The 22,459-nt window shown below is 65.4% G+C and carries 18 protein-coding genes, 1 pseudogene and 1 riboswitch; of the genes and pseudogenes, 6 read left to right on the plus strand and 13 right to left on the minus strand.

Annotation, left to right across the window (positions count from 1 at the left end):
* Nucleotides 1-21 precede the first annotated feature (21 nt).
* The 3 genes from RAD16_RS29965 to RAD16_RS29975 form a co-directional block, all read right to left on the minus strand.
* On the minus strand, nt 22-630 hold the full coding sequence (locus tag RAD16_RS29965) for a 2-hydroxychromene-2-carboxylate isomerase (RefSeq protein ID WP_458161429.1): 609 nt from the start codon (nt 628-630) through the stop codon (nt 22-24).
* A 107-nt stretch (nt 631-737) separates the two neighbouring features.
* Complete coding sequence (locus tag RAD16_RS29970; protein WP_458161430.1) at nt 738-2,087, minus strand: MATE family efflux transporter; 1,350 nt, start codon at nt 2,085-2,087, stop codon at nt 738-740.
* A gap of 88 nt (nt 2,088-2,175) precedes the next feature.
* Nucleotides 2,176-2,757: a DUF2239 family protein gene (locus tag RAD16_RS29975; RefSeq protein WP_458161431.1), complete on the minus strand. Its 582-nt coding sequence runs from the start codon at nt 2,755-2,757 to the stop codon at nt 2,176-2,178.
* A gap of 161 nt (nt 2,758-2,918) precedes the next feature.
* On the opposite strand from RAD16_RS29975, the gene RAD16_RS29980 reads away from it, so the two are divergent.
* Complete coding sequence (locus RAD16_RS29980) at nt 2,919-3,584, plus strand: glutathione S-transferase family protein (protein WP_458161432.1); 666 nt, start codon at nt 2,919-2,921, stop codon at nt 3,582-3,584.
* Nucleotides 3,585-3,619: 35 nt separating this feature from the next.
* Here the strand turns inward: RAD16_RS29980 and RAD16_RS29985 are convergent, their stop codons facing one another.
* Together RAD16_RS29985 and ggt are read right to left on the minus strand one after the other, a co-directional pair.
* Nucleotides 3,620-4,915 carry an MFS transporter gene (locus RAD16_RS29985; RefSeq protein ID WP_458161433.1) on the minus strand — a complete coding sequence of 432 codons (1,296 nt, stop codon included), beginning with the start codon at nt 4,913-4,915 and terminating at the stop codon, nt 3,620-3,622.
* Nucleotides 4,916-5,014: 99 nt separating this feature from the next.
* Nucleotides 5,015-6,766 (minus strand): gamma-glutamyltransferase, encoded by a 1,752-nt coding sequence (gene ggt, locus RAD16_RS29990; RefSeq protein ID WP_458161434.1) that lies wholly within the window; start codon nt 6,764-6,766, stop codon nt 5,015-5,017.
* Nucleotides 6,767-6,866: 100 nt separating this feature from the next.
* On the opposite strand from ggt, the gene RAD16_RS29995 reads away from it, so the two are divergent.
* Nucleotides 6,867-8,252 (plus strand): MFS transporter, encoded by a 1,386-nt coding sequence (locus RAD16_RS29995; protein ID WP_458161435.1) that lies wholly within the window; start codon nt 6,867-6,869, stop codon nt 8,250-8,252.
* 119 nt (nt 8,253-8,371) lie between these two features.
* On the opposite strand, the gene purH is transcribed toward RAD16_RS29995, so the two are convergent.
* From purH to RAD16_RS30010, 3 genes are all read right to left on the minus strand, one after another.
* A complete protein-coding gene (gene purH, locus RAD16_RS30000; RefSeq protein ID WP_458161436.1) occupies nt 8,372-9,964 on the minus strand; it encodes a bifunctional phosphoribosylaminoimidazolecarboxamide formyltransferase/IMP cyclohydrolase in 1,593 nt (530 codons plus the stop codon).
* Between the two features lie 24 nt (nt 9,965-9,988).
* Nucleotides 9,989-10,070: riboswitch (ZMP/ZTP riboswitch) on the minus strand.
* A gap of 58 nt (nt 10,071-10,128) precedes the next feature.
* Nucleotides 10,129-11,847, minus strand: coding sequence for a heparinase II/III family protein (locus tag RAD16_RS30005; RefSeq protein ID WP_458161488.1), 1,719 nt, complete (start codon nt 11,845-11,847; stop codon nt 10,129-10,131).
* A gap of 156 nt (nt 11,848-12,003) precedes the next feature.
* Entirely contained in the window at nt 12,004-13,350 is a 1,347-nt protein-coding gene (locus RAD16_RS30010) for an RsmB/NOP family class I SAM-dependent RNA methyltransferase (protein WP_458161437.1), read from the minus strand.
* 186 nt (nt 13,351-13,536) lie between these two features.
* On the opposite strand from RAD16_RS30010, the gene RAD16_RS30015 reads away from it, so the two are divergent.
* Both RAD16_RS30015 and RAD16_RS30020 read left to right on the plus strand, forming a co-directional pair.
* Nucleotides 13,537-13,737: a DUF1674 domain-containing protein gene (locus tag RAD16_RS30015; protein ID WP_458161438.1), complete on the plus strand. Its 201-nt coding sequence runs from the start codon at nt 13,537-13,539 to the stop codon at nt 13,735-13,737.
* Nucleotides 13,738-13,793: 56 nt separating this feature from the next.
* Nucleotides 13,794-14,381: a thermonuclease family protein gene (locus RAD16_RS30020; protein ID WP_458161439.1), complete on the plus strand. Its 588-nt coding sequence runs from the start codon at nt 13,794-13,796 to the stop codon at nt 14,379-14,381.
* 54 nt (nt 14,382-14,435) lie between these two features.
* Here RAD16_RS30020 and RAD16_RS30025 read toward each other — a convergent pair whose 3' ends face one another.
* The gene (locus RAD16_RS30025; RefSeq protein ID WP_458161440.1) at nt 14,436-14,951 is read right to left on the minus strand and encodes a L,D-transpeptidase; all 516 of its coding nucleotides are present in this window, start codon (nt 14,949-14,951) and stop codon (nt 14,436-14,438) included.
* A 416-nt stretch (nt 14,952-15,367) separates the two neighbouring features.
* Entirely contained in the window at nt 15,368-17,314 is a 1,947-nt protein-coding gene (gene acs, locus RAD16_RS30030; RefSeq protein WP_458161441.1) for an acetate--CoA ligase, read from the minus strand.
* Nucleotides 17,315-17,724: 410 nt separating this feature from the next.
* On the opposite strand from acs, the gene RAD16_RS30035 reads away from it, so the two are divergent.
* Nucleotides 17,725-18,894 carry a DNA topoisomerase IB gene (locus tag RAD16_RS30035; RefSeq protein WP_458161442.1) on the plus strand — a complete coding sequence of 390 codons (1,170 nt, stop codon included), beginning with the start codon at nt 17,725-17,727 and terminating at the stop codon, nt 18,892-18,894.
* Nucleotides 18,895-18,973: 79 nt separating this feature from the next.
* Here the strand turns inward: RAD16_RS30035 and RAD16_RS30040 are convergent, their stop codons facing one another.
* Nucleotides 18,974-19,429, minus strand: coding sequence for an SRPBCC family protein (locus RAD16_RS30040; protein ID WP_458161443.1), 456 nt, complete (start codon nt 19,427-19,429; stop codon nt 18,974-18,976).
* A gap of 164 nt (nt 19,430-19,593) precedes the next feature.
* On the opposite strand from RAD16_RS30040, the gene RAD16_RS30045 reads away from it, so the two are divergent.
* Nucleotides 19,594-20,688, plus strand: a complete 1,095-nt coding sequence (locus RAD16_RS30045; RefSeq protein WP_458161489.1) for an adenylate/guanylate cyclase domain-containing protein — start codon at nt 19,594-19,596, stop codon at nt 20,686-20,688.
* A gap of 75 nt (nt 20,689-20,763) precedes the next feature.
* Here RAD16_RS30045 and RAD16_RS30050 read toward each other — a convergent pair whose 3' ends face one another.
* Nucleotides 20,764-21,177 carry an EVE domain-containing protein gene (locus tag RAD16_RS30050; protein ID WP_458161490.1) on the minus strand — a complete coding sequence of 138 codons (414 nt, stop codon included), beginning with the start codon at nt 21,175-21,177 and terminating at the stop codon, nt 20,764-20,766.
* Nucleotides 21,178-21,281: 104 nt separating this feature from the next.
* Nucleotides 21,282-22,395: pseudogene (locus tag RAD16_RS30055) on the minus strand (alpha/beta hydrolase).
* Nucleotides 22,396-22,459 lie beyond the last annotated feature (64 nt).

Below are 22,459 nucleotides of genomic sequence, written 5' to 3' on the forward strand. Positions count from 1 at the left end.
CTGTCGCTGAGGATGCGGAGACTACTTCTCCAGCACCATCTCCTCGACCTCGCGCAGCTGCTCCTTGCCGAAGAACATCTCGTTGCCGACGAAGAAGGTCGGCGAGCCGAACGCCCCGCGGGCGACCGCCTCCTCGGTGTTCTTGATCAGTTTGCCTTTCACCTCGGGCTCCTGGGCGCGGGCGAACAGTTTTTGGGCGTCCAGTCCGGAGAACGCCAGCGCCTGCGCCGCGACTTCCGGATCGTCCATCTTCTTCGGCTCGCGCCACATGTGATGGAAGGCGGCGTCGACGTATGCCTCGAATACGCCCTCGAGCTGCGCCGCGATCGCGGTGCGCATCAGATTCAATGTGTTGACGGGGAAGTTGGGATTGAAGACGTAAGGCTGGACCTTGAAGCGCTTGATGAAGCGCTCGGTCTCGACCTGCTGGAATTCGCGCTTGTTCTTGATGCCGGCGAGCGTTTCGGCTGGCGACTTGTTGTTGGTCGACTTGAAGATGCCGCCGAGCAGGATCGGTACATATTCGAATTTGACGCCGATACGCTGCTCGATCGCAGGGATCGCGAGGTGGCTGAGATAGGCGTTCGGGCTACCGAAATCGAACAGGAATTGCGGGGCTGTGCGGGTCAAATTCGTCCTCCCTGACCGACTTTCTGATCTGGCTTTTCATTCATTGTGGCGCAGGGCGCGCCACAGGTCCACCGTTTAATGATGGTCATAATACTTTGATGATCTGGTCAGATCAGACGCCGGATCGCCCGCTTGCGCCACACCAGCAGGTAATAGCCCATCTGCAAAACGAACATGGCGCAGAACACGATCGGATAGGCGGCCCATACGCCTTTGATGCCGATCATGCGGCTCAGGATCACGGCACCCGGTAATTCGATCGCGACAATGGCTGAGATCGACAGCAGCATCGGCGTCAGCGCCACGCCAGCGGCGCGCATCGCGCCTGAAAACGTCGTCGCGAGGCCGAACGGTACCGAGCTCCACAGGGCGATGTACAGCAGGCCCTTCGCCAGATCGAGCACGGCCCCGTCGGTGATGAAGATGCCAAGCACCGCGCGCGGCGCGAGGTAGATCAGCGCCACCAGCCCGCCGGTCAGCACGAGGTTGAACGCTAGGCCGGTGCGCACGATGCCGTCGAGCCGCGCCCTGTCGCCGCCGCCGACAGCCTGCGCGCCAAGGATCGAGACCGCGATCGAAATCGACATCGCCGTGAACTGCGTGTAGCCCATCACCTGATTGACCGCGCCATAGGCCGCGGTGGCTTCCGATCCATAGCCGTTGACGAGGCCGAGCAGCACCAGCTCGGCGATTGCCATCACCACCATGCCGATCGCGCTCGGCAGCCCGATGCCGAGGATTTTTCCGAGCATCGCGCGATCGAGCCAGAGATGACGCAGCATTGCAGCATCAGGCGCGAGCGCATGTTTTTTCCGCAGCAGATAGACCGCCAGCACGAGCAAGGTCACCGCGTTGGAGATCGCGGCCGCCCAGGCCGGACTGGTGATGCCGGCGGCGGGCAATCCGAGCGACCCGTGGATCAGCATCGGCGTCAGGATCAGGCCGATCGCGGTCGACAAGGCCAGCGCCAGCAGCGGCGTGAGCGCATCGCCGACGCCGCGGATCATGGCCGTCATCAGCAGGAAGACGAAGCCGAGCGGCATCGTCAGCAGCATGATGCGCGCATAGGCACTGGCCTGATCGAGAATGTCCGCGGGCGTCGCGAGCATCATCATGAGTTGTCGGCTGAAGATCCCGCCGGCCAGCGCCACCGATATCGACAGTAGCAGGCCGACTGCGAGCGTCGTGCCCACCACGCTCCGGATCTTGCCGTGCTCGCCCGCGCCAAAGGCCTGGCCGATCAGCACGGTGGCGCCGGTACTGAGGCCCATCACGAAGGCGAACAGGAAGAACATCACTGGAAAGAAAACCGAGACTGCTGCGAGCGCGTCGACGCCGATCATCTGGCCGAGATAGACGTTGCTGACCGTGCCGAACAGCGATTGCAGTGCGTTGCTCAACATCAAGGGCGCAAGGAAGCGGAGGAATGTGGTCCAGAGCGGCGTGGGCGTCGACATGGGTTTGCCTTTCATCAGGGCGCGCGAAGCCGTTGCCGCGCGAAGCACGCGCGGCCCAGCCGTCGTTGGGGTTGGAAGAGATCGCGCCTTAGGCGCGGTCGCTGTAGGCGAGCTTGACGATGTGGTCGCGGATGTCAGCCGGCCAATCGGCGATCAGTCCGGTGAAGCGTCGCCGATCGTCTGCAAACAGCGCACGCGAAGCTTCCTCGAACTGCGGCAGGTTGCCGGCCATGGTCGACATGAAGTGATAGGCCGCATCGCGGGCCTGCCGCTCGCGATCCTTGTCGCCGCTGACGCGCCTGGCCTCGTCGACGAGTTTTCGCAGCGCGACCGAGGCGCCACCGGGCTGCGCGTTGAGCCACTCCCAGTGCCGCGGCAACAATGTCACCTCGCGCGCGACCACACCGAGCTTTGGCCGCCCGCGCCCGCGCGGCTCGGCCGATGGTGCGGTCTCCTCGATCGGCGGCGGGATCAGCTTCGCCAGGCGCGCCAGCACCTCGCGATCCCCGCCGCGCAGATCGAAGTCGATCGACCGGCCCGTGGCGTCCTCGAAGATGATGATGGCCTCGTCCGGTTGCGGCGCCACCCGCTTGACGACGAGTGCGACCTCTCCGGCCGGCCCGGACACCAGGCGGCGCTGCCCCTGGAAGGCGGTGAAAGTCTGCTGCATTGAAACCATTGCCATATTGGTGACGTTGGGGCCATTTAATACCCGGGTAAATTATGGACGTCAATATACCCGGGTTAAAATATCCGGACCGGATGGCTCGACATTGGGGTCCCAGACTGGCAGGTACGCGACTGATCACGCCTAGCCCCGGGGACCTCGCGATGCTGACCGTTCATCACCTCAACAATTCCCGCTCGCAGCGCGTGCTGTGGCTGCTCGAGGAGTTGGGCGTGCCCTACGAGATCGTGCGCTATGAGCGTCAGCCCGACATGCGTGCGCCGAAGGCGCTGCGCGCGATCCATCCGCTCGGCAAGTCGCCCGTCATCACCGACAACGGCAACACCGTCGCCGAGTCAGGTGCGATCATCGAATACATCATCGCGACCTACGGCAACGGCCGGCTGATCCCGCCGCCGAACACGCCGGAGCGGCTGCGCTTCACTTACTGGCTGCACTACGCGGAAGGCTCGGCGATGTCGCCGTTGCTGCTCAAGCTGCTGTTCACGCTGATGCCGAAGCGCGCGCCGGCTTTGCTGCGTCCGCTGGTGCGCAAGGTTTCGAACCAGGCGCTGACAGCGCTGGTCAATCCGCAGCTCAAGCAGCACATGGATTATTGGGAAGGCGAGCTTGGCAAGAGCGAGTGGTTCGCCGGCAACGAGTTCACCGCCGCCGATATCCAGATGAGCTTTCCGCTTGAAGCTGCGCAGGCACGCGGCGGGCTCGAGCAGGGCCATCCCAAGGCGATGGCGTTCCTGGAGCGCATCCACGCGCGGCCGGCCTATGCGCGTGCGCTGGAAAAGGGCGGGCCGTATCAGGTGGGGCGGTAAGCTTCCTCACCGCCCCACGATCGCGCAATCGACTATCAGTCCGCGTGCAGCACGCGGCCGCGCGTCTCAGGCAACGCGAACGCCGCGATGAAGAACAGCACGTAAGCCACGACCGCAAAGATCGCGATCGCATTCGCAAGTGACGTCGTCGCCGACAGTGCGCCGACGAGGAACGGGAACAGCGCGCCGATGCCGCGGCCGAAATTGTAGCAGAAGCCCTGGCCGGAGCCGCGCAGCCGCGTCGGATAGAGTTCAGTCAGGAACGCGCCGATCCCCGAGAAATAGCCCGAGGCGAAGAAGCCGAGCGGGAAGCCGAGCACCCACAGAATCTCGTTGGTGAGCGGCAGCTGCGTGTAGAGCAGCACCACCGCCATCGCACCGATCGAGAAGATCAGGAACAGATTGCGCCGTCCGATCCGGTCGGCGAGCCAGGCGCCGACGAGATAGCCGATGAAGGAGCCGATGATCAGCGTGGAGAGATAGCCGGTCGAGCCGACGATCGACAGATGGCGCTCCTTGGTCAGGAACTGCGGCACCCAGAACGTGACGGCGTAATAGCCGCCCTGGCAGCCGGTCGCGGCGAGTGAGGCCAGGATCGTGGTCTTCAGGATCGGGCCCGAGAAGATTTCCCAGAGCGCCGGGCGATCGCCACTCGCGGCCTGCTTCGCGCGGGCCTCGGCTGCGACCTCGGGCTCGGTGACGGAGCGGCGGATGTAGAACACCAGCAGCGCCGGCAGTGCGCCGATCACGAACATCCAGCGCCACGCCGTCTCCGCCGGCATCAGCGAGAACAGGATGGCTTGCGACAGCACCGCAAGGCCCCAGCCGACGGCCCAGCCCGATTGCACCGAGCCGACCGCGCGTCCCCGATATTGCGGCCGGATCGCCTCGCCCATCAGCACCGCGCCCGCGGCCCATTCGCCGCCGAAGCCGAGACCTAGCACCGCGCGCGCGATCAGGAGCTGGTCGAAATTCTGCACGACGGCACAGACCAGCGAGAAGAACGAGAACCAGATGATGGTGATCTGGAGCGTTCTGACCCGGCCGATATGGTCGGAGAGATAGCCGCCGAGCCAGCCGCCGATCGCGGAGGCCAGCAGCGTCACCGTGCCGGCAAGCCCGGCCGAGGCCGCATCGACCTTCCACAGCGCGATGATGGTGCCGATCACCAGCGGATAGATCATGAAGTCCATGCCGTCGAGCGCCCAGCCCGCGGCGCAGGCCCAGAACGTCCGTCGCTCCGACGGGTTCATGTCGCGGTAAAAGGCGAGAAGGCTGGTGTCTTCGATTTCCGCGCGCTCGATGCGCTGGTTCGGATCGGTTGTGGTCATGTGCGTTTCCCCGGCAGTTTCTTGAAAACCGGCGCGGTGGTAGCACGGGCGGCAGCGCGCGCAAGCGGGTGCGCGCGACCGTGCCATGCAACGGCGATGTTACTGTCCCGCGGCTTCCGCGCCGCGCGTGCGCGGATCGGGCGCGCCGAGCGCACCGTTCGGCGTCACGAGAATCGAATTGGCTGAGGTCTGTCCCATCGGCTCGACGATGAGGTGATCCATCGCCTTCAGCTCGAACAGCACATTGTCGGGAAAGCCGCGCTCGATGCGCACCTCATCCGGCAGCCATTGATGATGTAGCCGCGGCGCTGCGACGGCGGCGGCCACGTCCATCTTGTAGTCGAGCACATTGACGATCACCTGGAGCACGGTGGAGATGATACGGCTGCCGCCGGGCGAGCCCGTGACCAGCACCGGCTTGCCAGCTTTCAGCACGATGGTCGGCGACATCGAGGACAGCGGCCGCTTGCCGGGCCCGGGCAGATTGGCCTCATAGCCGACGAGGCCATAGGCATTGGAAGCACCGACCGCTGCGGTGAAGTCGTCAAGCTCGTTGTTGAGCAGCACACCGGTGCCCTCGGCAACGAGACCGACGCCGTAGCTGAAGTTCAGCGTGTAGGTGTTGCTGACGGCGTTGCCGTGGCTGTCGACGACGGAATAGTGCGTGGTGTTGGTGCCCTCGCGCGGCGCCGGCGGGGCGGCAACGAGCTGCTTCGACGGCGTGGCGCGATCGGTGGAGATGCCGGCGCGCAGCTTGGCGGCGTAATCCTTCGCGGTGAGGGTCTCGATCGGCGCGTTGACGAAGGCGGGATCGCCGAGATAGCGCGCGCGGTCGGCATAAGCGCGTTTCATGGCCTCGATCAGCAGATGCAGCGATGCGGGTGATCCCTGCTTGAGATCGGCCAGTTGAAAACCTTCGAGAATGTTGAGCGTCTCAACCAGCACCACGCCGCCGGAGGACGGCAGCGGCATGGAGACGATGTCATAGCCGCGATAGCTGCCGCGGACCGGCGCGCGGATCACCGCTTGATACGATTTCAGATCGGCCGGCGTCATGATGCCGCCGGCATCGGAGATGGCCTTGGCCAGCTTTTCCGCGACCGGCCCCTCATAGAAGCCGCGCGGCCCCTGCGTTGCGATGGCCGACAGCGTCTCTGCGAGATCGCCCTGCACCAGCCGGTCGCCCTCGCCGAGCGGCGTGCCGTCAGGGCGCGAGAAGATCTTCGCCGAAGCGGGCCAGCGCTTGAGACGCGGGTGCCAGGTCGACAGCGTGTCGGCCATGTCGTCGGTGAGGACAAAGCCGTCGCGCGCCAGCGTGATCGCAGGCTCGATCAATTGCGCCAGCGTGAACTGGCCCGAGCCGTATTTCTCCAGCGCTAGGGAAAAACCGGCAACGGTACCGGGCACGCCGACCCCGAGTGCGGAGTCGCGCGACTTCGCCGGATCAGGCTTTCCGTCCGGCCCAAGAAAGATCTGCGGCGTGGTCGCCGCCGGCGCCGTCTCGCGATAGTCGATCGTGATGTCTTCGTTGCGCTCCGCCGAATGGATCACCATGAACCCGCCGCCGCCGATATTGCCGGCGCGCGGATAGGTCACGGCCATCGCAAAGCCGGTGGCGACCGCGGCATCGATTGCATTGCCGCCGCGTCGCAGGATATCGGCGCCGATTTGCGCGGATATCTTCTCCTGCGCCACCACCATGCCATGCTCGGCCGGGACGGCGTGCACCGTGTCGAGTGCGGGCGGGACATAAGCACGGCGCGCATCCTGCGCGGTTGCTGATGCAAGACCAAACGCCAGAGTGGCGATGAGAGCGAAAAATGTGCGCCGTGTCGAAAATGACGACATCATCAAACTTCCGTCGTGGCATTGAGCCGGTTCACACGCGTCACCGCAATGCTATACGGTTTGCGCTAAGAGAGGCAAAACTGTTCGTGATGGGGACTACGGAATGACGACGATCGCACCGGATGCGCGCATGGCTGGCGCGCCGCGGACCTATCCCCCGCGCTCGGCCGTCGTCAGCTGGATCTTCTTCGACTGGGCCGCGCAGCCTTACTTCACGCTGATCACGACCTTTGTGTTCGCGCCTTACTTCGCCACCAGCGTTGCGCCAAATGCTGCCACAGGGCAATCGCTGTGGGGCTTTGCAATGGCGGCGGCGGGCCTTGCTATCGGGCTGATGTCGCCGGTGCTGGGCGCCATTGCCGATGCTTCGGGCCGCAGGAAGCCGTGGATCGCGGGATTCGGCGCAGTGCTGGTGCTGGCCTCCTGCACCCTGTGGATCGGCAAGCCCGGCGATCCCTCGGTCATTCCTCCCTTGCTCACCGCGGTCGCGCTCGCCAGCGTCGGCGCGGAATTCGCCACTGTCTTCAACAATGCGATGATGCCGACCCTGGTGCCGCCGGATCGCATCGGCCGGCTCTCCGGCACCGGCTGGGCCACGGGCTATATCGGCGGCATCGTCAGCCTGATCATCGTGCTCGGTTTCCTCGCAGCTAATCCGGAGACCGGCCGCACGCTGCTCGGCTTCACGCCGCTGTTCGGGCTCGATCCCGCAACCCATCACGGCGATCGCGCCGCGGGACCGCTGACCGGGATTTGGTTCATCGTCTTCGTGACGCCGATGTTCCTGTTCACGCCGGATTACCCGGCGAAGCTGCCGGTGCGCGAGGCGCTGCGCCAAGGCTTGGCGCAGCTGAAGCAGTCGATCAAAAGTCTGCCGCAGCAGAAGTCGCTCGCGGCGTTCCTGCTCGCCAACATGATCTACACCGACGGCCTGGTGTCGCTGTTCGCGTTCGGCGGCATCTATGCCGCGGGCACGTTCGGCTGGCACACGATCCAGATCGGCTCCTTCGGCATCATGCTTGCGATTGCCGGCACCTTCGGTGCATGGCTCGGCGGCAAGCTCGATGATCGTCTCGGGCCGAAGCGTGTCATCGCCGGCAGCATGCTGGTCCTGTTGCTGTCGGTGGCGGCGATCCTGCTGGTCGACAAGGACAGCGTGCTGTTCGTCAAGGTCGCGCCGCCTCTGGCCGGTGCGCCGCTGTTCTCGAGCGCGGCAGAGCGCGCTTATCTGGTGCTGGGTTGCCTGATCGGTGCGGCCGGCGGCCCGCTGCAGGCGGCGTCGCGCACACTGCTGATCCACCTCGCGCCGAAAGATCGCATCGCGCAGTATTTTGGACTGTTCGCGCTGACCGGAAAGGTGACGTCCTTCATCGGCCCGCTGCTGATCGGCGTGATCACCGCGGCGACGGCGAGCCAGAAGGCCGGCATGGCCGTGCTGGTGGTGTTCTTCGTGACAGGGTTCGGACTGTTGATGCGGGTGAAGGACTAGCCGCACCACGCAATTTCACACCCGTCATTGCGAGGAGCGAAGCGACGAAGCAATCCAGACTTGCTCTGCGGAAACAGACTGGATTGCTTCGCTGCGCTCGCAATGACGAGCCGATAGGCTTAGTGCCTGAAGTGCCGCGTGCCGGTGAACACCATGGCGATGCCGTGCTCGTCGGCGGCCTTGATCACCTCGTCGTCGCGCATCGAGCCGCCGGGTTGCACCACGGCGGTGGCGCCGGCCTCGATGCAGGCGAGCATGCCGTCGGCGAACGGGAAGAACGCATCCGACGCCACGACCGAGCCCTTGGTGAGCGGCTCGGCGAGCTTCAGCTCATTGGCCGCATCCTGCGCCTTGCGCGCTGCGATCCGGGCTGAATCCACCCGGCTCATCTGGCCCGCGCCGATGCCGACGGTGGCGAGATCCTTGGCATAGATGATGGTGTTGGACTTGACATGCTTGGCGACCCGGAACGCGAACTTCAGATCGCGCATCTCGGCGTCAGTCGGCGCGCGCTTGGTCACGACCTTGAAGGTCATGTCGTCGACGACGGCATTGTCCCGGCTCTGCACGAGCAGGCCGCCGGCGACCGTCTTGGCGGTGAGGCCGGGCGCGCGCGGATCAGGCAGGCTGCCGGCGAGCAGCAGGCGCAGATTCTTGCGCGCACCGATGATGGAGATCGCCTCTTCGCTGGCGTCGGGCGCGATGATCACTTCGGTGAAGATCTTCGTGATCTCGCGCGCGGTGTCAGCGTCGAGCGCGCGGTTCATCGCGATGATGCCGCCGAACGCCGAGGTGGAATCGCAGGCCAGCGCCTTGCGATAGGCGTCGACGAGATTCGCGCCTTCCGCGACGCCGCAGGGATTGGCGTGCTTGACGATGACGCAGGCCGCGGTGCGCTTGGCGTCGAACTCGCCGATACATTCATAGGCCGCATCGGTGTCGTTGATGTTGTTGTAGGAGAGCTCCTTGCCCTGGAGCTGCCGCGCGGTGGAGACGCCCGGGCGCTTGTCGGGGGTCGCGTAGAACGCCGCGGTCTGGTGCGGGTTCTCGCCATAGCGCAGCGACTGGATCAGCCGCCCGCCGAAGGCGCGGAAGTCGGGCGCGTCGATTTCGAGCTGGCGGTTGAACCAGTTCGAGATCGCGGCGTCATAGGCGCCGGTGCGTGCATAGGCCTTTGCGGCGAGGCGCCGGCGCAGCTTCAGCGTGGTCGCGCCATTGTTGGCGGCGAGCTCGTCGAGCACGGCCTTGTAGTCCTCGGCTTCGACCACCACGGCGACATCGTCATGGTTCTTCGCCGCGGCGCGGATCATCGCGGGGCCGCCGATGTCGATGTTCTCGATGCAATCCTCGAAGCCCGCGCCTTTGTCGACGGTCGCCTCGAACGGATAGAGATTGACGACTAGGAGGTCGATCGGCGCGATGCCGTGCGCCTTCATCGCCTCGGCATGTTCCTTGTTGTCGCGGATCGCGAGCAGGCCGCCATGCACCTTCGGATGCAGCGTCTTGACGCGGCCGTCCATCATCTCGGGGAAGCCGGTGAGGTCGGACACGTCCTTCACCTTGAGGCCGGCCGCGGCGATCGCTTTCGCGGTGCCGCCGGTCGAGACCAGCTCGACATCATGCGCGGCAAGCGCCTTGGCGAACTCGATCAGGCCGGTCTTGTCGGAAACGGAGAGAAGGGCGCGGGTGACGCGGCGGGGATGGTCAGTCATGAGCAAGATCCTCTGTGAAGGGAGTGTCTATGCCCAGGCGCGCGGCGGATATGTGTCGCGCTTCCCGATGGTGCTCCATCCAAGGTCGCCAGTCGCGCGAACGAGCGCTCGATAGCAGCTTTCGGCCGTTTTCACAACGCCGAGATAGGGCCGAATTCGCCTGATTACAGCGGAAGTTCCGGCTCGCGCCGGGCGTTGCGGCGGGCATTGGTGACCGCCGGCGAGGCGCTGGAGCGGACGAAGCTCCAGCGGATCGAGGGTGCCTGCCGCGCATCCTGCCGAATCACGATCTGGGCGGTGCGGCGCGGACCGTCATTGCCGGCAAGGAATACGCTGTCCTCGAGGTCGACCTTGTCGTCCAGTGCTTCGAAGGTCCAGACGTCGCGGTTCGGCAGCACCAGCATGACGCCGCGCGCATCCGACAGCCGGCTCGCCTTCACCGCGGGATGCAGATGGAAGCGCAGCGCGAAATCGGCATCGGCGCCCTTGAAGCGCCCGCCTTGCGGCGGCGACAGCGTGTCCTCGCCGTCGATGCGCGCGCCGTCATTGGCGACCATCAGCACACGGCGATGGATCGCGCCGAACTTGGAGAGATAGCCGTCATGCGAGGTCGTCAGCAGCGTGCCGTTCTGCACCACCTCGCGATAGCTCTCGACCTCGACCGGGCCGCTGGTGACCGGCGAGCCGTGCAGCAGCCGCTTCATCGCCGACATCTCGACGAACCGGCATGAGGACGTCTCGTGATAGGTCAGCGTCGAATGCGCCGCGGTGCTGCGCGCGAATGGCCGCCAATTGTCGCGGCCCGTGGTCGGCATGCCGCAATTGGTGACGATGCGGCTGATGCCGGAGGACAGTTCGAACGACAGGCAGCCGGCATGGGCATCGTGGCTGACGCCGGCCGGCGGCGGCGGGCCGGTGTCGATGATCAGCGTGGTCTGGCCGGCATCGAGGCGCTGGAAGCCGGTATGCGGCATGTTCGCCATCGGCGCGCCATGGGTGTCGTCATAGGCGAGCAGTGTCGCGAGCAAATCCGAAGGTGTCGCGCTCATGCCGTTGAACAGCGCGAAATTGCCGTCGCCGTGACGGAAGAAACGCAGCATCGGCATCATGCGGTCGATCGCGTTGAGCAGCGCCGGCGGCGGCGCGATGTTGCGCGCGGCAAAGGTCTGCCGCAACGGCAGCAGGTCGATCAAAAGCTCGATCAGCGCGCCCGGATTGCGCGAGATGTGGCCGCCGTCGGGCAGGATCTGCCGCTGCAATTCGTCCGACAGCTTCTTCGACGCACTGCGGATATGACGCGCCTGGTTGGCGAGGCACAGCGCCGCATAGCACAGCGCGATCAGCACCTGCAGCTTCGGCACCCCGTCGGGGATGTCCACCATGGTGTAGCGCAGGAAACGGATCTCGCGTGCCAGCGCGCGCAAATAGCGGCGGTAGAATTTGTTGTCGGTGTCGTTGAGCACCAGCGGCGCCTGCGACAGCAGCGAGATCACGCGCCGCGCCAGCACGTCGGCGCGCCGCGCGACGGGGCGGCGCTTGTTGGCGGGGTTGGCGATCCAGTCCTCGACCAGCGCGCGCGCATTGGCCCGCGTCAGCGCGGTGTCGGCGGCACGCAGATGGCGCAGCCAGCCGAAACCGAGCAGCGCGACCTCCCAATCTTCCGACGGCGGCTCGAGATCGAAGATCGAGCGGCCGTGGCAATTGACGATCTTGCCGGCGAAGACGAAGCGGCCGGCATAGATCTCGGCGGCACGCGTCGCATCCGCGGTGCGCAGATCATGCGGTGCGATGATGAGCCGGTCGGTGCGGCCGGGCCAGACCCGCGACAGCGCCACCGAACTGCCGCTCGCGCGCGCGAGCATGTTCCGCGCGAAGCGGTTCATCACCAGCGTCGAGATACGTCTGCGTTGAGCGACCGACACGCCTTGCCTTGAAGGGGGAGAGGATTCCGACGAATCCTTATTAATCCTAAAATTGACCGCCTGACACCACCCTGAACGGGACGAATCAGTGTCGAAGTTGCAAAAACCGGTGCAAAATCAGGATTTAACGAGCCGGGCCGCGAAGAATCCGTCGAGCCCGCCGAGCTTGGGATCGGCGTTCGGCAGATGGCTGGGCAGGGTGCGCAGGTCGCCATCGGCGGTGATGATTTCGTCGAGGCCCGCGACCTCGGACGCCGCGATCGGGACGCGGCGAAGCGCAGGCTCCGCGGCCAGCAGCGAAGCCACGGCCTGCTCGCCTTCCTCGGGTTCCAGCGAACAGGTGCAATAGACCAGCGTTCCGCCCGGCTTGAGCAGCGCGACGGATTTTTTCAGCAGCCGCTGCTGGAGCGCAGTCAGGGCGGCGATGTCGGATTCCTGCCGGAGCCAAGCGACATCAGGATGGCGGCGGATCGTGCCGGTCGAGGTGCAGGGCGCATCGATCAGGATGCCGTCGAAACCCTCAGCCGGTCCGGCCCATTCGACCGCGTCGGCGACGACAGTCTCCGCCTGCAGCGACAGCCGCGTCAGGTTTTCGCGCAGGCGCGCCACACGGGCGGGGGAGCGGTCGATCGCCGTCACGTGCGCACCTGATAGCGCCAGCTGCGCGGTCTTGCCGCCGGGCGCGGCGCAGAGATCGGCGATGGACTTGCCCTTGATGTCGCCGAACAGCCGTGCCGGCAGCGCGGCGGCGGCGTCCTGCACCCACCATTGTCCCTCGGCAAAGCCGGGCAGCATGGTCACCGCGCCGTGCAGCAGCATCCGTACTGTCCCGGTCGGCAGCGTCTCGCCATGCAGGCGGCTCGCCCATTGTGCGGCATCCGACTTCACGGTGAGATCCAGCGAGGGCTCGTGGCCGAGCGCGAGTGCCATGTCCCGCGCCGTCGCTTCGCCGTAATGCGCGCTCCAGCGCGCGAGCATCCAGGGCGGCAGGTCGAGCGATTGCGCGGCGACTTCTTCGACCAGCGCCTGGCCCTCGCGCGCGCAGCGGCGCAGCACGGCGTTGACGAGGCCGGCATAGCGCGCAGCGCGCCGGTCGGATTGCACGAGGCGGACGGAGAGATCGACCGCGGCGTGATCGGGCACGTCCATCCAGAGAATCTGCGCGGCGCCGATCAGCAGCGCGCTCTGCGCGCGCGGCGCGTCGGAGGGAATGCCCTTGTCGAGCAGGCGGGAGAGCACATGGCCGAGCGTGCCGAGCCGCCGCAGCACGGTCGCAACCAGGCGGCGCATCAGCGCGCGGTCGCGGTCGGCCAGCGTCTTCAGTCCGGGATGGGCACCGCCGCCGTCGAGCTGGTCGTCAAGCGTGCGGTGCTTGTGCAGCACGCCGTCGACGATGTCGGCGGCAATCCGCCGCGCCGCGAGACCAGGCACTTCGGACGGAGGGGCGAAACGTTGAGATGGCATGCGGCTTAAGGTTCTTGGCGAGCGGCAGTTCCGCCGCAATGGGCGCATGCCTTGAGAAGGCGATCTCTGGCACGCGAATATGCCAAATGTAAGAATGGGCTCTCGCGTTTGCAGGCCACGACCACCATTTCAGCAATGCGATATTGCATCTCGCACGCTCCATGATCCTGCGCTAGGAACCACTCGATGAGTGACCAGCCCTCCGTTCCCGATCGCAAGCAGCTCCCTCCGGCCGCCCAGCGCGCGCTGGCTGAGGCGGAAGCGCGCCGGCAGGCCGCAGCGGCGGCGCATGCCGAAGCGGCGCCCAAGGAATTGCAGGGACCGAAGGGGCCTGAACCCACCCGCTACGGTGATTGGGAGCGCAAGGGTATCGCCTCGGACTTTTGATGCGCTGGTCTAAGGCGCGCTTGCCGGGCCGGCCGACTCAGCCCTAGCGTGCGCGGATGTCGCGTTTCGACCCCAGCCGTCCCTATCGGCCCTCATACCGTGGTTCGCCGTTCGGCCGTCGCTTCTCCGGCTTGTTGCCGTGGATGTTTGTGATCGGCGTCGTGACGGCGATTGTGCTCGGCTTCCGCCAGGGAACGATCTGGCCCATTCCGCATGCGGATGATGGACAGTCACGTGATGCCAATATCATCCTGCAGTCCGGCAATTCCGACACGCGTCTAGCGGTCGATGTTGTCCGCACCGTCGATGGCGATACTTTCCTCGCACGCGTACACCAGCCCAACGGGCGCGATCTCGTCGCGCGCGTCCGTCTGCGCGGCATCGATGCGCCCGAGATGAAAGCATCTTGCCAGGCTGAACTGGACAAGGCCGAAGCCGCCAGCGACGCGCTGCGCAATCTGCTCGGTCAGGGCGGCGTCACGATCTATAATCTCGGCCAGGATAAATACGGGCGCGTCCTCGCCGATGCCGCGACCAGGCGCACGCCTAACGTTTCGGCGGCGTTGCTCGCGGGCGGTTACGCGCGCAGCTACAATGGCGGCCATCGCGATGGCTGGTGCGCGCGGGGCTGGCGCTTCTGGTAACGAAAAAGCCGCGTCGTTGGACGCGGCTTTTGCAATTCTCTTCGATCGCGGAGATCAGCGCGTCACGACCACCGTCGTGCCGACCGAGACGCGGCTGTAGAGATCGGTGATGTCGTCGTTGAGCATGCGGATGCAGCCATAGGAGACGAAGCCGCCGACCGAGCCCGGCACGTTGGTGCCGTGGATGGCATATTCGCCGCCGGCCAGCGTCATCGCAGCAACGCCCATCGGGTTGTGCGGCGAGCCGCCGGGGATGACGTCCGGAATGCTTGGCTTGTCGCGCTTCACCTCGGCGGGCGGCGACCATGCCGGATTGCGATACTTGCCGTCGATGCGGGTAGTGCCGGCCCACTGCTTGCCGGACTTGCCGACGCCGACCGGATAGCGCACCGCATGACCGCTATCGAGAATGAGATAGAGTTTGCGCTCGTTGGTTTTGACCACGATGGTGCCCGGCGAATAGTCGCCCGGATGCGCGCCCACCATTTCCGGCCGCGCCTCGGCCGCCGTCGACAACAAAACCCCTGCCCCGATGGTGGCGGCCAGCGCCACTGCAATCCTCATCGCCATCGATTTTCCCCTTGGGTCGTCCAAATTCACGCAAAACCGGCAATCGCCTCGCGTGCCCAGACATTCTTAACCGCGCGCGTTAACCGGATAGTTTCCACGCACGGCCGCCAGGGGCCCGCCAGCCGGGGGAACAAAGGAAAAGTTCGAAATAAAGTAAATGACAAGAAAACAACACCCGGCCGGAAAGACACGGACGAGCCCGCCCGCGCCCTGACAAGCGCGTGAGCGTGTGAACGGCGGTTGTTTTGAGGAGATGGCCGACGCGAAGGACAGTCTCGTGTCCCGGACGCGGCGCGGCATGCAATGACGCGACGCAGAGCCGGGACCCAGCTTTTTCTTTCCGCTGGTCGATGGGCCCCGGCTCAGCAGCGCATCACTTACGCGCTGCGCTGCGTCCGGGGCACGCGGGCGGAGCCTTACGCCGGCTTCTTGTTCTGCCGGTTCTTGACGAGGTCGTCGACCACGGCGGGATCGGCCAGCGTGGAGGTGTCGCCGAGGCTGCTCGGCTCGTCCTCGGCGATCTTGCGCAGGATGCGGCGCATGATCTTGCCGGAGCGGGTCTTCGGCAGGCCCGGCGCGAACTGGATCTGGTCCGGGGATGCGATCGGGCCGATCTCCTTGCGCACCCAGGTCACGAGCTCCTTGCGCAGCTCTTCGGTCGGCTGCACGCCGGCCATCAGGGTGACATAGGCGTAGATGCCCTGGCCCTTGATGTCGTGCGGGAAGCCGACCACGGCGGCCTCCGAGACCTTCTCGTGCGCGACCAGCGCGCTCTCGACTTCCGCAGTGCCCATGCGATGGCCGGAGACGTTGATGACGTCGTCGACGCGGCCGGTGATCCAGTAATAGCCGTCGGCGTCGCGCCGGCAGCCGTCGCCGGTGAAGTACTTGCCTTTGTAGGTCGAGAAATAGGTCTGCTCGAAGCGGGCGTGATCGCCATAGACGGTGCGCATCTGGCCCGGCCAGGAGCGCGTCAGGCAGAGGTTACCGGTGGTCTCGCCGTCCAGCACCTTGCCGTCGGCATCGACGATCTCGGGGACGACGCCGAAGAACGGCTGCGTTGCAGAACCTGGCTTGAGTTTCGTCGCGCCCGGCAGCGGCGTGATCAGAATGCCGCCGGTTTCGGTTTGCCACCAGGTGTCGACGATCGGGCAGCGGTCGTCGCCGACGACGCGGTGATACCACTCCCAGGCTTCCGGATTGATGGGCTCGCCGACCGAGCCGAGCAGGCGCAGGCTGGCGCGCGAGGTCTTCTTCACGGGCTCGTCGCCGGACTGCATCAGCGCGCGGATCGCCGTCGGCGCGGTGTAGAAGGTGTTGACCTTGTGCTTGTCGATGACGTTCCAGAACCTGGAATTATCCGGGTAATTCGGCACGCCCTCGAACATCAGCGTGGTCGCGCCGTTCGCCAGCGGACCATAGAGAATGTAGCTGTGGCCGGTGACCCAGCCGACGTCGGCGGTGCACCAGTAGATGTCGCCGTCGTGATAATCGAAGACGTATTGATGCGTCATCGAGGCGAATACGAGATAGCCGGCGGAGGTGTGCAGCACGCCCTTGGGCTGGCCGGTCGAGCCCGAGGTGTAGAGGATGAACAATGGATCCTCGGCGTGCATGTGCTCGACCGGGCATTCCGTCGTCACCATCGCCGCCGCCTCGTGATACCAGAGGTCGCGGGTCGGGTTCATGTCGACCTTGCCGCCGGTGCGCTTGACCACGACGACCCAGTCGACGCCGTCGGCCTTGGCGAGCGCCGCGTCGACATTGGCCTTCAGCGGCACCTTCTTGCCGCCGCGCAGGCCTTCATCCGCGGTGATGATGAGCTTGGACTGGCAGTCGTTGATGCGCTGGGCGAGGCTGTCGGGCGAGAAGCCTGCGAACACCACGGAGTGGATCGCGCCGATCCGCGCGCAGGCCAGCATGGCGTAGGCCGCTTCCGGAATCATCGGCAGGTAGATGGTGACGCGGTCGCCCTTCTTGACGTTGCGGGTGCGCAGGATGTTGGCCATCCGGCAGACCTCGTCGTGGAGCTCCTTGTAGGTGATGTGCTTGGACTGCGAGGGATCGTCGCCTTCCCAGATGATCGCGGTCTGGTTGGCGCGCTTGTGCAGATGCCGGTCGATGCAGTTGTGGGCGACGTTGAGGATGCCGTCCTCGAACCATTTGATCGAGATGTTGCCCGGCGCGAAGGAGACGTTCTCGATCTTCGTCGGCACCTTCATCCAGTCGATGCGCTTGGCCTGTTCGGCCCAGAAACCGTTCGGGTCCGAGATCGAGCGGGCGTACATGTCCTTGTACTTGGCCTGGTCGACCCAGGCGCGTTTGGCCCATTCCGCGGGGACGTCGTAGATCTTCTCGGACATGTTTCCCTCCAGATACGGCAAGCCGACCACAGATGACTGGCGCGCCGACTTCATCGTTGAACGATTATGCGTCGGGCTAACCGGACCCGACAAGGAGCACAAGCTGGACCTTCGACGAGCCGCCGGCCATGCGGAGAATCAAGCTGCGCAGGACGGCTGTCGCAAATCTGAAACAGGCCAAGAGGCCGCTTTCGGCTCTTTACCCAAATCTCGGGAAGGGGCCCTGCAGGGCGCCCATGCGCCGCAGGCGGTATTTAGAGACCGCTTTTCACTGATTCGGGACTCGCAATGCGGTTCGGAACACCCTAAGTGGCTTAACCGGGTCCCCAGAGACCGTGCAAGACACCCCTTGGAACCAAAATCAGAACAGCGGCATTGACCGATATCAGACAGGGCTAAGGCGTAAGACTATGATGGATCAGCAGAATCTCGGCACGGTCCGGCCCGCTTCGGCCGATCCTGCCGCCATTGCGCTGGCCAAGGCCCTCGGACAATGGCCGAAACCGGCCGGTTCCACCCGCCCCAGTCCCAAAAAGGTGTTCGACACAGCGCCCGCGGCGACGGTCGAGGCGCTCGCCAAGGAGCTGGGCCTGCGGCTCGGCGACCAGAACGAGCTGACCATCCGCCGTATCCGGCGCGGCAAGGGCTATTCCTTCGTTCGCGGCAACGGCGCCCATATCCGCGACGCCCGTACCATCCGCCGCCTGCACGCCATGGCGGTGCCGCCGGCCTATCGCGAGGTGCGCTACTCGGCCGATCCGAGCTCGCATCTCCAGGCGGTGGGCCGCGATGCCGCGGGCCGGCTGCAATATCGCTATCACGCCGACTGGGAGAAGGTTCGGGAGCACCGCAAGGCGCATCGTCTGGAAAAGCTTGTTGGCGCCCTGCCCAAGATCCGGCGCAAGGTCTCGGCGTTCCTGTCGGGCGACGAGCCGACGCGCGAATTCGCGCTCTCGGCCGTGATCGAGCTGATCGCGCGCACCGCGATCCGTCCCGGTAATGAATCCTATGCCCGCCTCAACGGCACCCGCGGCGCCACCACGCTGCTGAAGTCGAACGTGACGCTGGAAGACGATTGCTTCGTGCTGACCTTCAAGGCGAAGGGCGGCAAGGCGGTGCGGAAAGAGTGCGACGCGGCCAAGCTGGTGCGCGCCATCGGCATTTTGCAGGGTGTTCCCGGCAAGCGCATGTTCCAGTATCGCGATGCCTACGGCATCGTGCGCGCGGTCAGCACCACGCAGGTCAACGCGTTCCTGCGCGAGATCGCCGGCATCAAGATTTCGCTGAAGGATTTTCGCACGCTGATGGCCTCCGCCGTCGTCGTCGAGTCGTTGTCGCGGATCACGCCGGCGACCAGCCAGCGTGGCCGCAAGAAGCAGGTGCTGGACGCGATCCGCGCCGCCGCCGACAAGCTCTCCAACACGCCGGCGATCTGCCGCAAGAGCTACGTCCACGACACCATCGTCACCGCCTTCGAGGACGGCATCCTCGAGCGTTTCGCGGCGACCATGAAGGGCCAGCGTTCGCAGGCGCGGCGCGAGCAGCTGCTGGCGCAGGTGGTGGCGACCGCGGCTGTTTAGCAACCGGCGAACTCGTAGCCCGGATTTCGCTTCGCTCCATCCGGGCTACGGCAGCGGCGATTACAACAACGACCCGTCGCTATGCCTTGTCCGACACACCCCTGTCCGGACCGGGATCGCTGCCCGCGGCCGCGATCGTGAGCCGTCCCAGATAATGCGCCCATCCCTTCGCATGTGCGGCCGCCTGTTCTTCGGTCGGCAGCCCGCTATGGGTCATGCGCAGCAGCGTGCCGCCGTCGCGCTCGATCAGGTCGATCTCGATCAGGCTCGAGCCGGGCGGCACTTCCTGACCGCCCTCCCAGCCGAATGTGTAGGCGAGACGATGCACCGGCACGACCTCGCGGAACGCGCCGCGGCCGACGCCACTGCGCGGGCCGATTCCCTTGACCAGATAGAGCCCGCCGGGATGCGGCTCGGTGGTCGCATCCGAACCCATCCAGCTCAGGATCTTCTCGGGGTCGGTCAAATAGGCGAAGACGGTGGCGCGCGGGGCTGCGATCTGGGTTTCGCGTCGCACTACGAACGGCTCGGTCATGGGCGATCATCCCTGGGCTCTGGCTTCTTGTTCTGACGTTTTCCTTACGCGAACCGGTATCCACTTCGCTTGAAAACGCTTTGATCGTCGGACATGGCGGTGCCAAAGCGGCCCGTCAAGGATTGCCCGTGACAAAGGCGGTCCACCTTCGCCATCATCGGGCGATGCACCTCTCCCCGACCCTCGCCTGGCTGGTCGATGCCGCCTCCGATTGTTCCGGGGCCGACCGCCTGCTCGCGGAACTCGGCGCCCATCTGATCGCCGATGGCGTACCGCTTGCGGCAGGCAGCCTGACGCTGGAGGTTCCGCATCCGTTGATCGCGAAACGGACATGGCTCTGGCGTGCGGAGAGCGGCCGGGTGATCGAAGCTCTCGGTTTTGCACCGGGCGGTCTCGCGCCCGATCCGCCCAACGATGCCGGGCGGCGCTGGCTGCGCGACATCGCGGGCGGCGAGGTGCACGAGGACGTCGTCGGGCGACAGGATGGCCCGCTGCTCGGCTGGATCGGCCCGCGTCCGTTCACGTCGGACGAAATCGAGCAATTGCATCAGGCCGCGCGCTTTGCCGCGACCCCGCTCGCCGTGCTCGCCGCGCGCGCCACGTTGCGCGCGACACTCGATGCCTATCTCGGCAAGCGCAGCGCGGAGCGTGTGCTGGCAGCGCCGCTGCGGCGCGATCTCGGTGAGACCATTCAGGCCGCGCTGCTCTATGCCGATCTGCGCAACTTCACGTCGCTGTCGGAAACCACACCGCCCGCCGATGTCATCACTGCGCTCGATGCCTGGTTCGACCGCATCGCCGGCGCCGTTCATGCCTTCGGCGGCGAGGTGCTGAAGTTCATCGGCGACGGCGTGCTCGCGATCTTTCCGGTGGTCGAGGCCTCACCGCGCCGCGCCTGCGAGGCGGCGCTGCGCGCCGCGGGCGCAGCCGAAGCCGGGATGGCGTATCTCAACGCGGAGCGCGGCGCGCAAGGATTGCCGCCGCTCGCGTTCGGCGCGGCGCTTCATCTCGGCGAGATGCTATGGGGCAATATCGGGGCCGCCAACCGGCTCGATTTCACCGCGATCGGTCCCGCCGTCAATCTTGCCAGCCGGCTCGAGGGCTTGTGCAAGCCGCTCGGCCGGACCGTGCTGGTGTCGGGGGCGCTTGCGGCGGAGACGGAGATGCCGCTCGTCGGGCTCGGATCGCATGCGCTGCGCGGTATCGCCGCGCCGTGTGAGGTGTTTGCGCTGCCGGAGACGCGGGCCCGGACATCGTAGCCCGGATGAGCGCAGCGACATGCGGAGACGAATTGGTCCCGGATGTCGCTTCGCTCATCCGGGCTACGGCCGCCCCTAAACCCCGCCCATCTTGCAAACGAGCTTCCATTCCTCGGCCGTCACCGGCTGCACCGACAGGCGCGAATATTTCACCAGCGCCATGTCGGCGAGCTTCTTCTCGGCCTTGATTGCGGCCATTGTCACCGGCGTCTTCAGGGGCTTGTCGGCCTTGATGTCGACGCAGACGAATTTTTCGGTCTTGTCGGTGGGGTCGGTGTAGGCTTCCTTGATGATCTCGGCGATGCCGACGATCTCCTTGCCCTCGTTGGAATGATAGAAGAACGCCTTGTCGCCCTTCTTCATGTTCACGAGGTTTATGCGCGCGGTGTAATTGCGCACGCCGGTCCAGGCCTCGCCCTTGGCGCCCTTTGCCACCTGCTGCTCCCAGGACCACACCGACGGTTCGGATTTCACCAGCCAGTAGTTCATCGTTCGCCCGCCCTGCTTTCGATACGCCATGTCGCCTTCCGCGATGTTTAGGGCACGCGGATGCCCGCGACAAGCGCGGGCATCCGGTATCCCATCGCAGGCACTCATTCCTTCAGATGACGATCGAAGAATTTTGCGATGTCGGTGAAGGCTTCCTTCGTCTCCGGCGCGTTGATGTTGAACTGGTACTGCGCGTGCGACTGGCCTTCATAGACGTTGAGATCGGCAATCACGCCGGCGCGACGCAATTTGCGATGGGTGCGAACCGTGTTGCTGAGGAACAGATCGCGCGTGCCCGATGTCAGAATGGTCGGCGGAAAATCTTTGAAGTCGCCATAGATCGGCGAGATGTAGGGATTCTTCAGGTCCGTGCCGTTGGCGTAGAGCTTTGCGGCCCGGCCGAGCCAGCCGTCCCAGGTCACCAGCACGTTGTCGACCCACTCGTTGCTGGCATAGGTGTCGCCGACCTTGTCGATGTCGGACCACGGCGTGCCCGGGGCGATCGCGGCTGGCCTCTGTAGCTTCTCGTCCTTGGCCCGCAGCACCATCGCCAGCGTCATCGCGCCGCCCGTCGACGTCCCGAAGATCGCCATGCGGCGGGCGTCGTGGTCCCTGGTGACCTCGTTCCAGACCGCCATCGCATCGTCCATCGCGGCGGGATAGGGGAAGTCGGGCGGCATGCGGTAGTCGACCGAGATCACCTTGAAGCCGCCAAAGCCCGCCATCATGATCGCTTCCGGCAGCGCGGCCTCGCCGGGCCCGAACACATAGCCGCCGCCATGGACGTGGACCAGAAGACGGCGCCGGTTCTCCGGCGGGATCTTGTTGGGCGTCACGATGAAGCAATGCACGCCGGCAATTTTGGTCTCCTCGACCTTGACGCCGAGCTTCTCCTTAATCGCCGGTACGCCTGATATCGACAGTTTTGCGCGGCGATCGATCAGCTCCTTCCATTCCGTCGGCGTCTTCGGGTCCGCATTAATGCGGCGGAAACGGTGCACCGATCATGGCCTGCATGTCGGAGCTGACGTCGTTGGCGGGACTGCCGATCGATTTGACCGGTGCGACCCGCTTGCCGTTGTCGGCGTTGGCAGCCGCCTCGGTCTTGGCGAGCTCGTCATAGGAAAGCGCGGCCTGTGTGTAAGCAGCGGTGGGTAGAGCAATTGCGGCAAGTGTGATGATGGCGATCGAAATGATCGCGCGATGCGGTTTGCGCATGCGGTTTCCCCTGGGATCCGTTTCGTTATTGTTGGACCGGGATCCTGCGGTGTGGCGCTAGGCT

The sequence above is a fragment of the Bradyrhizobium sp. 18BD genome, assembly GCF_054185225.1.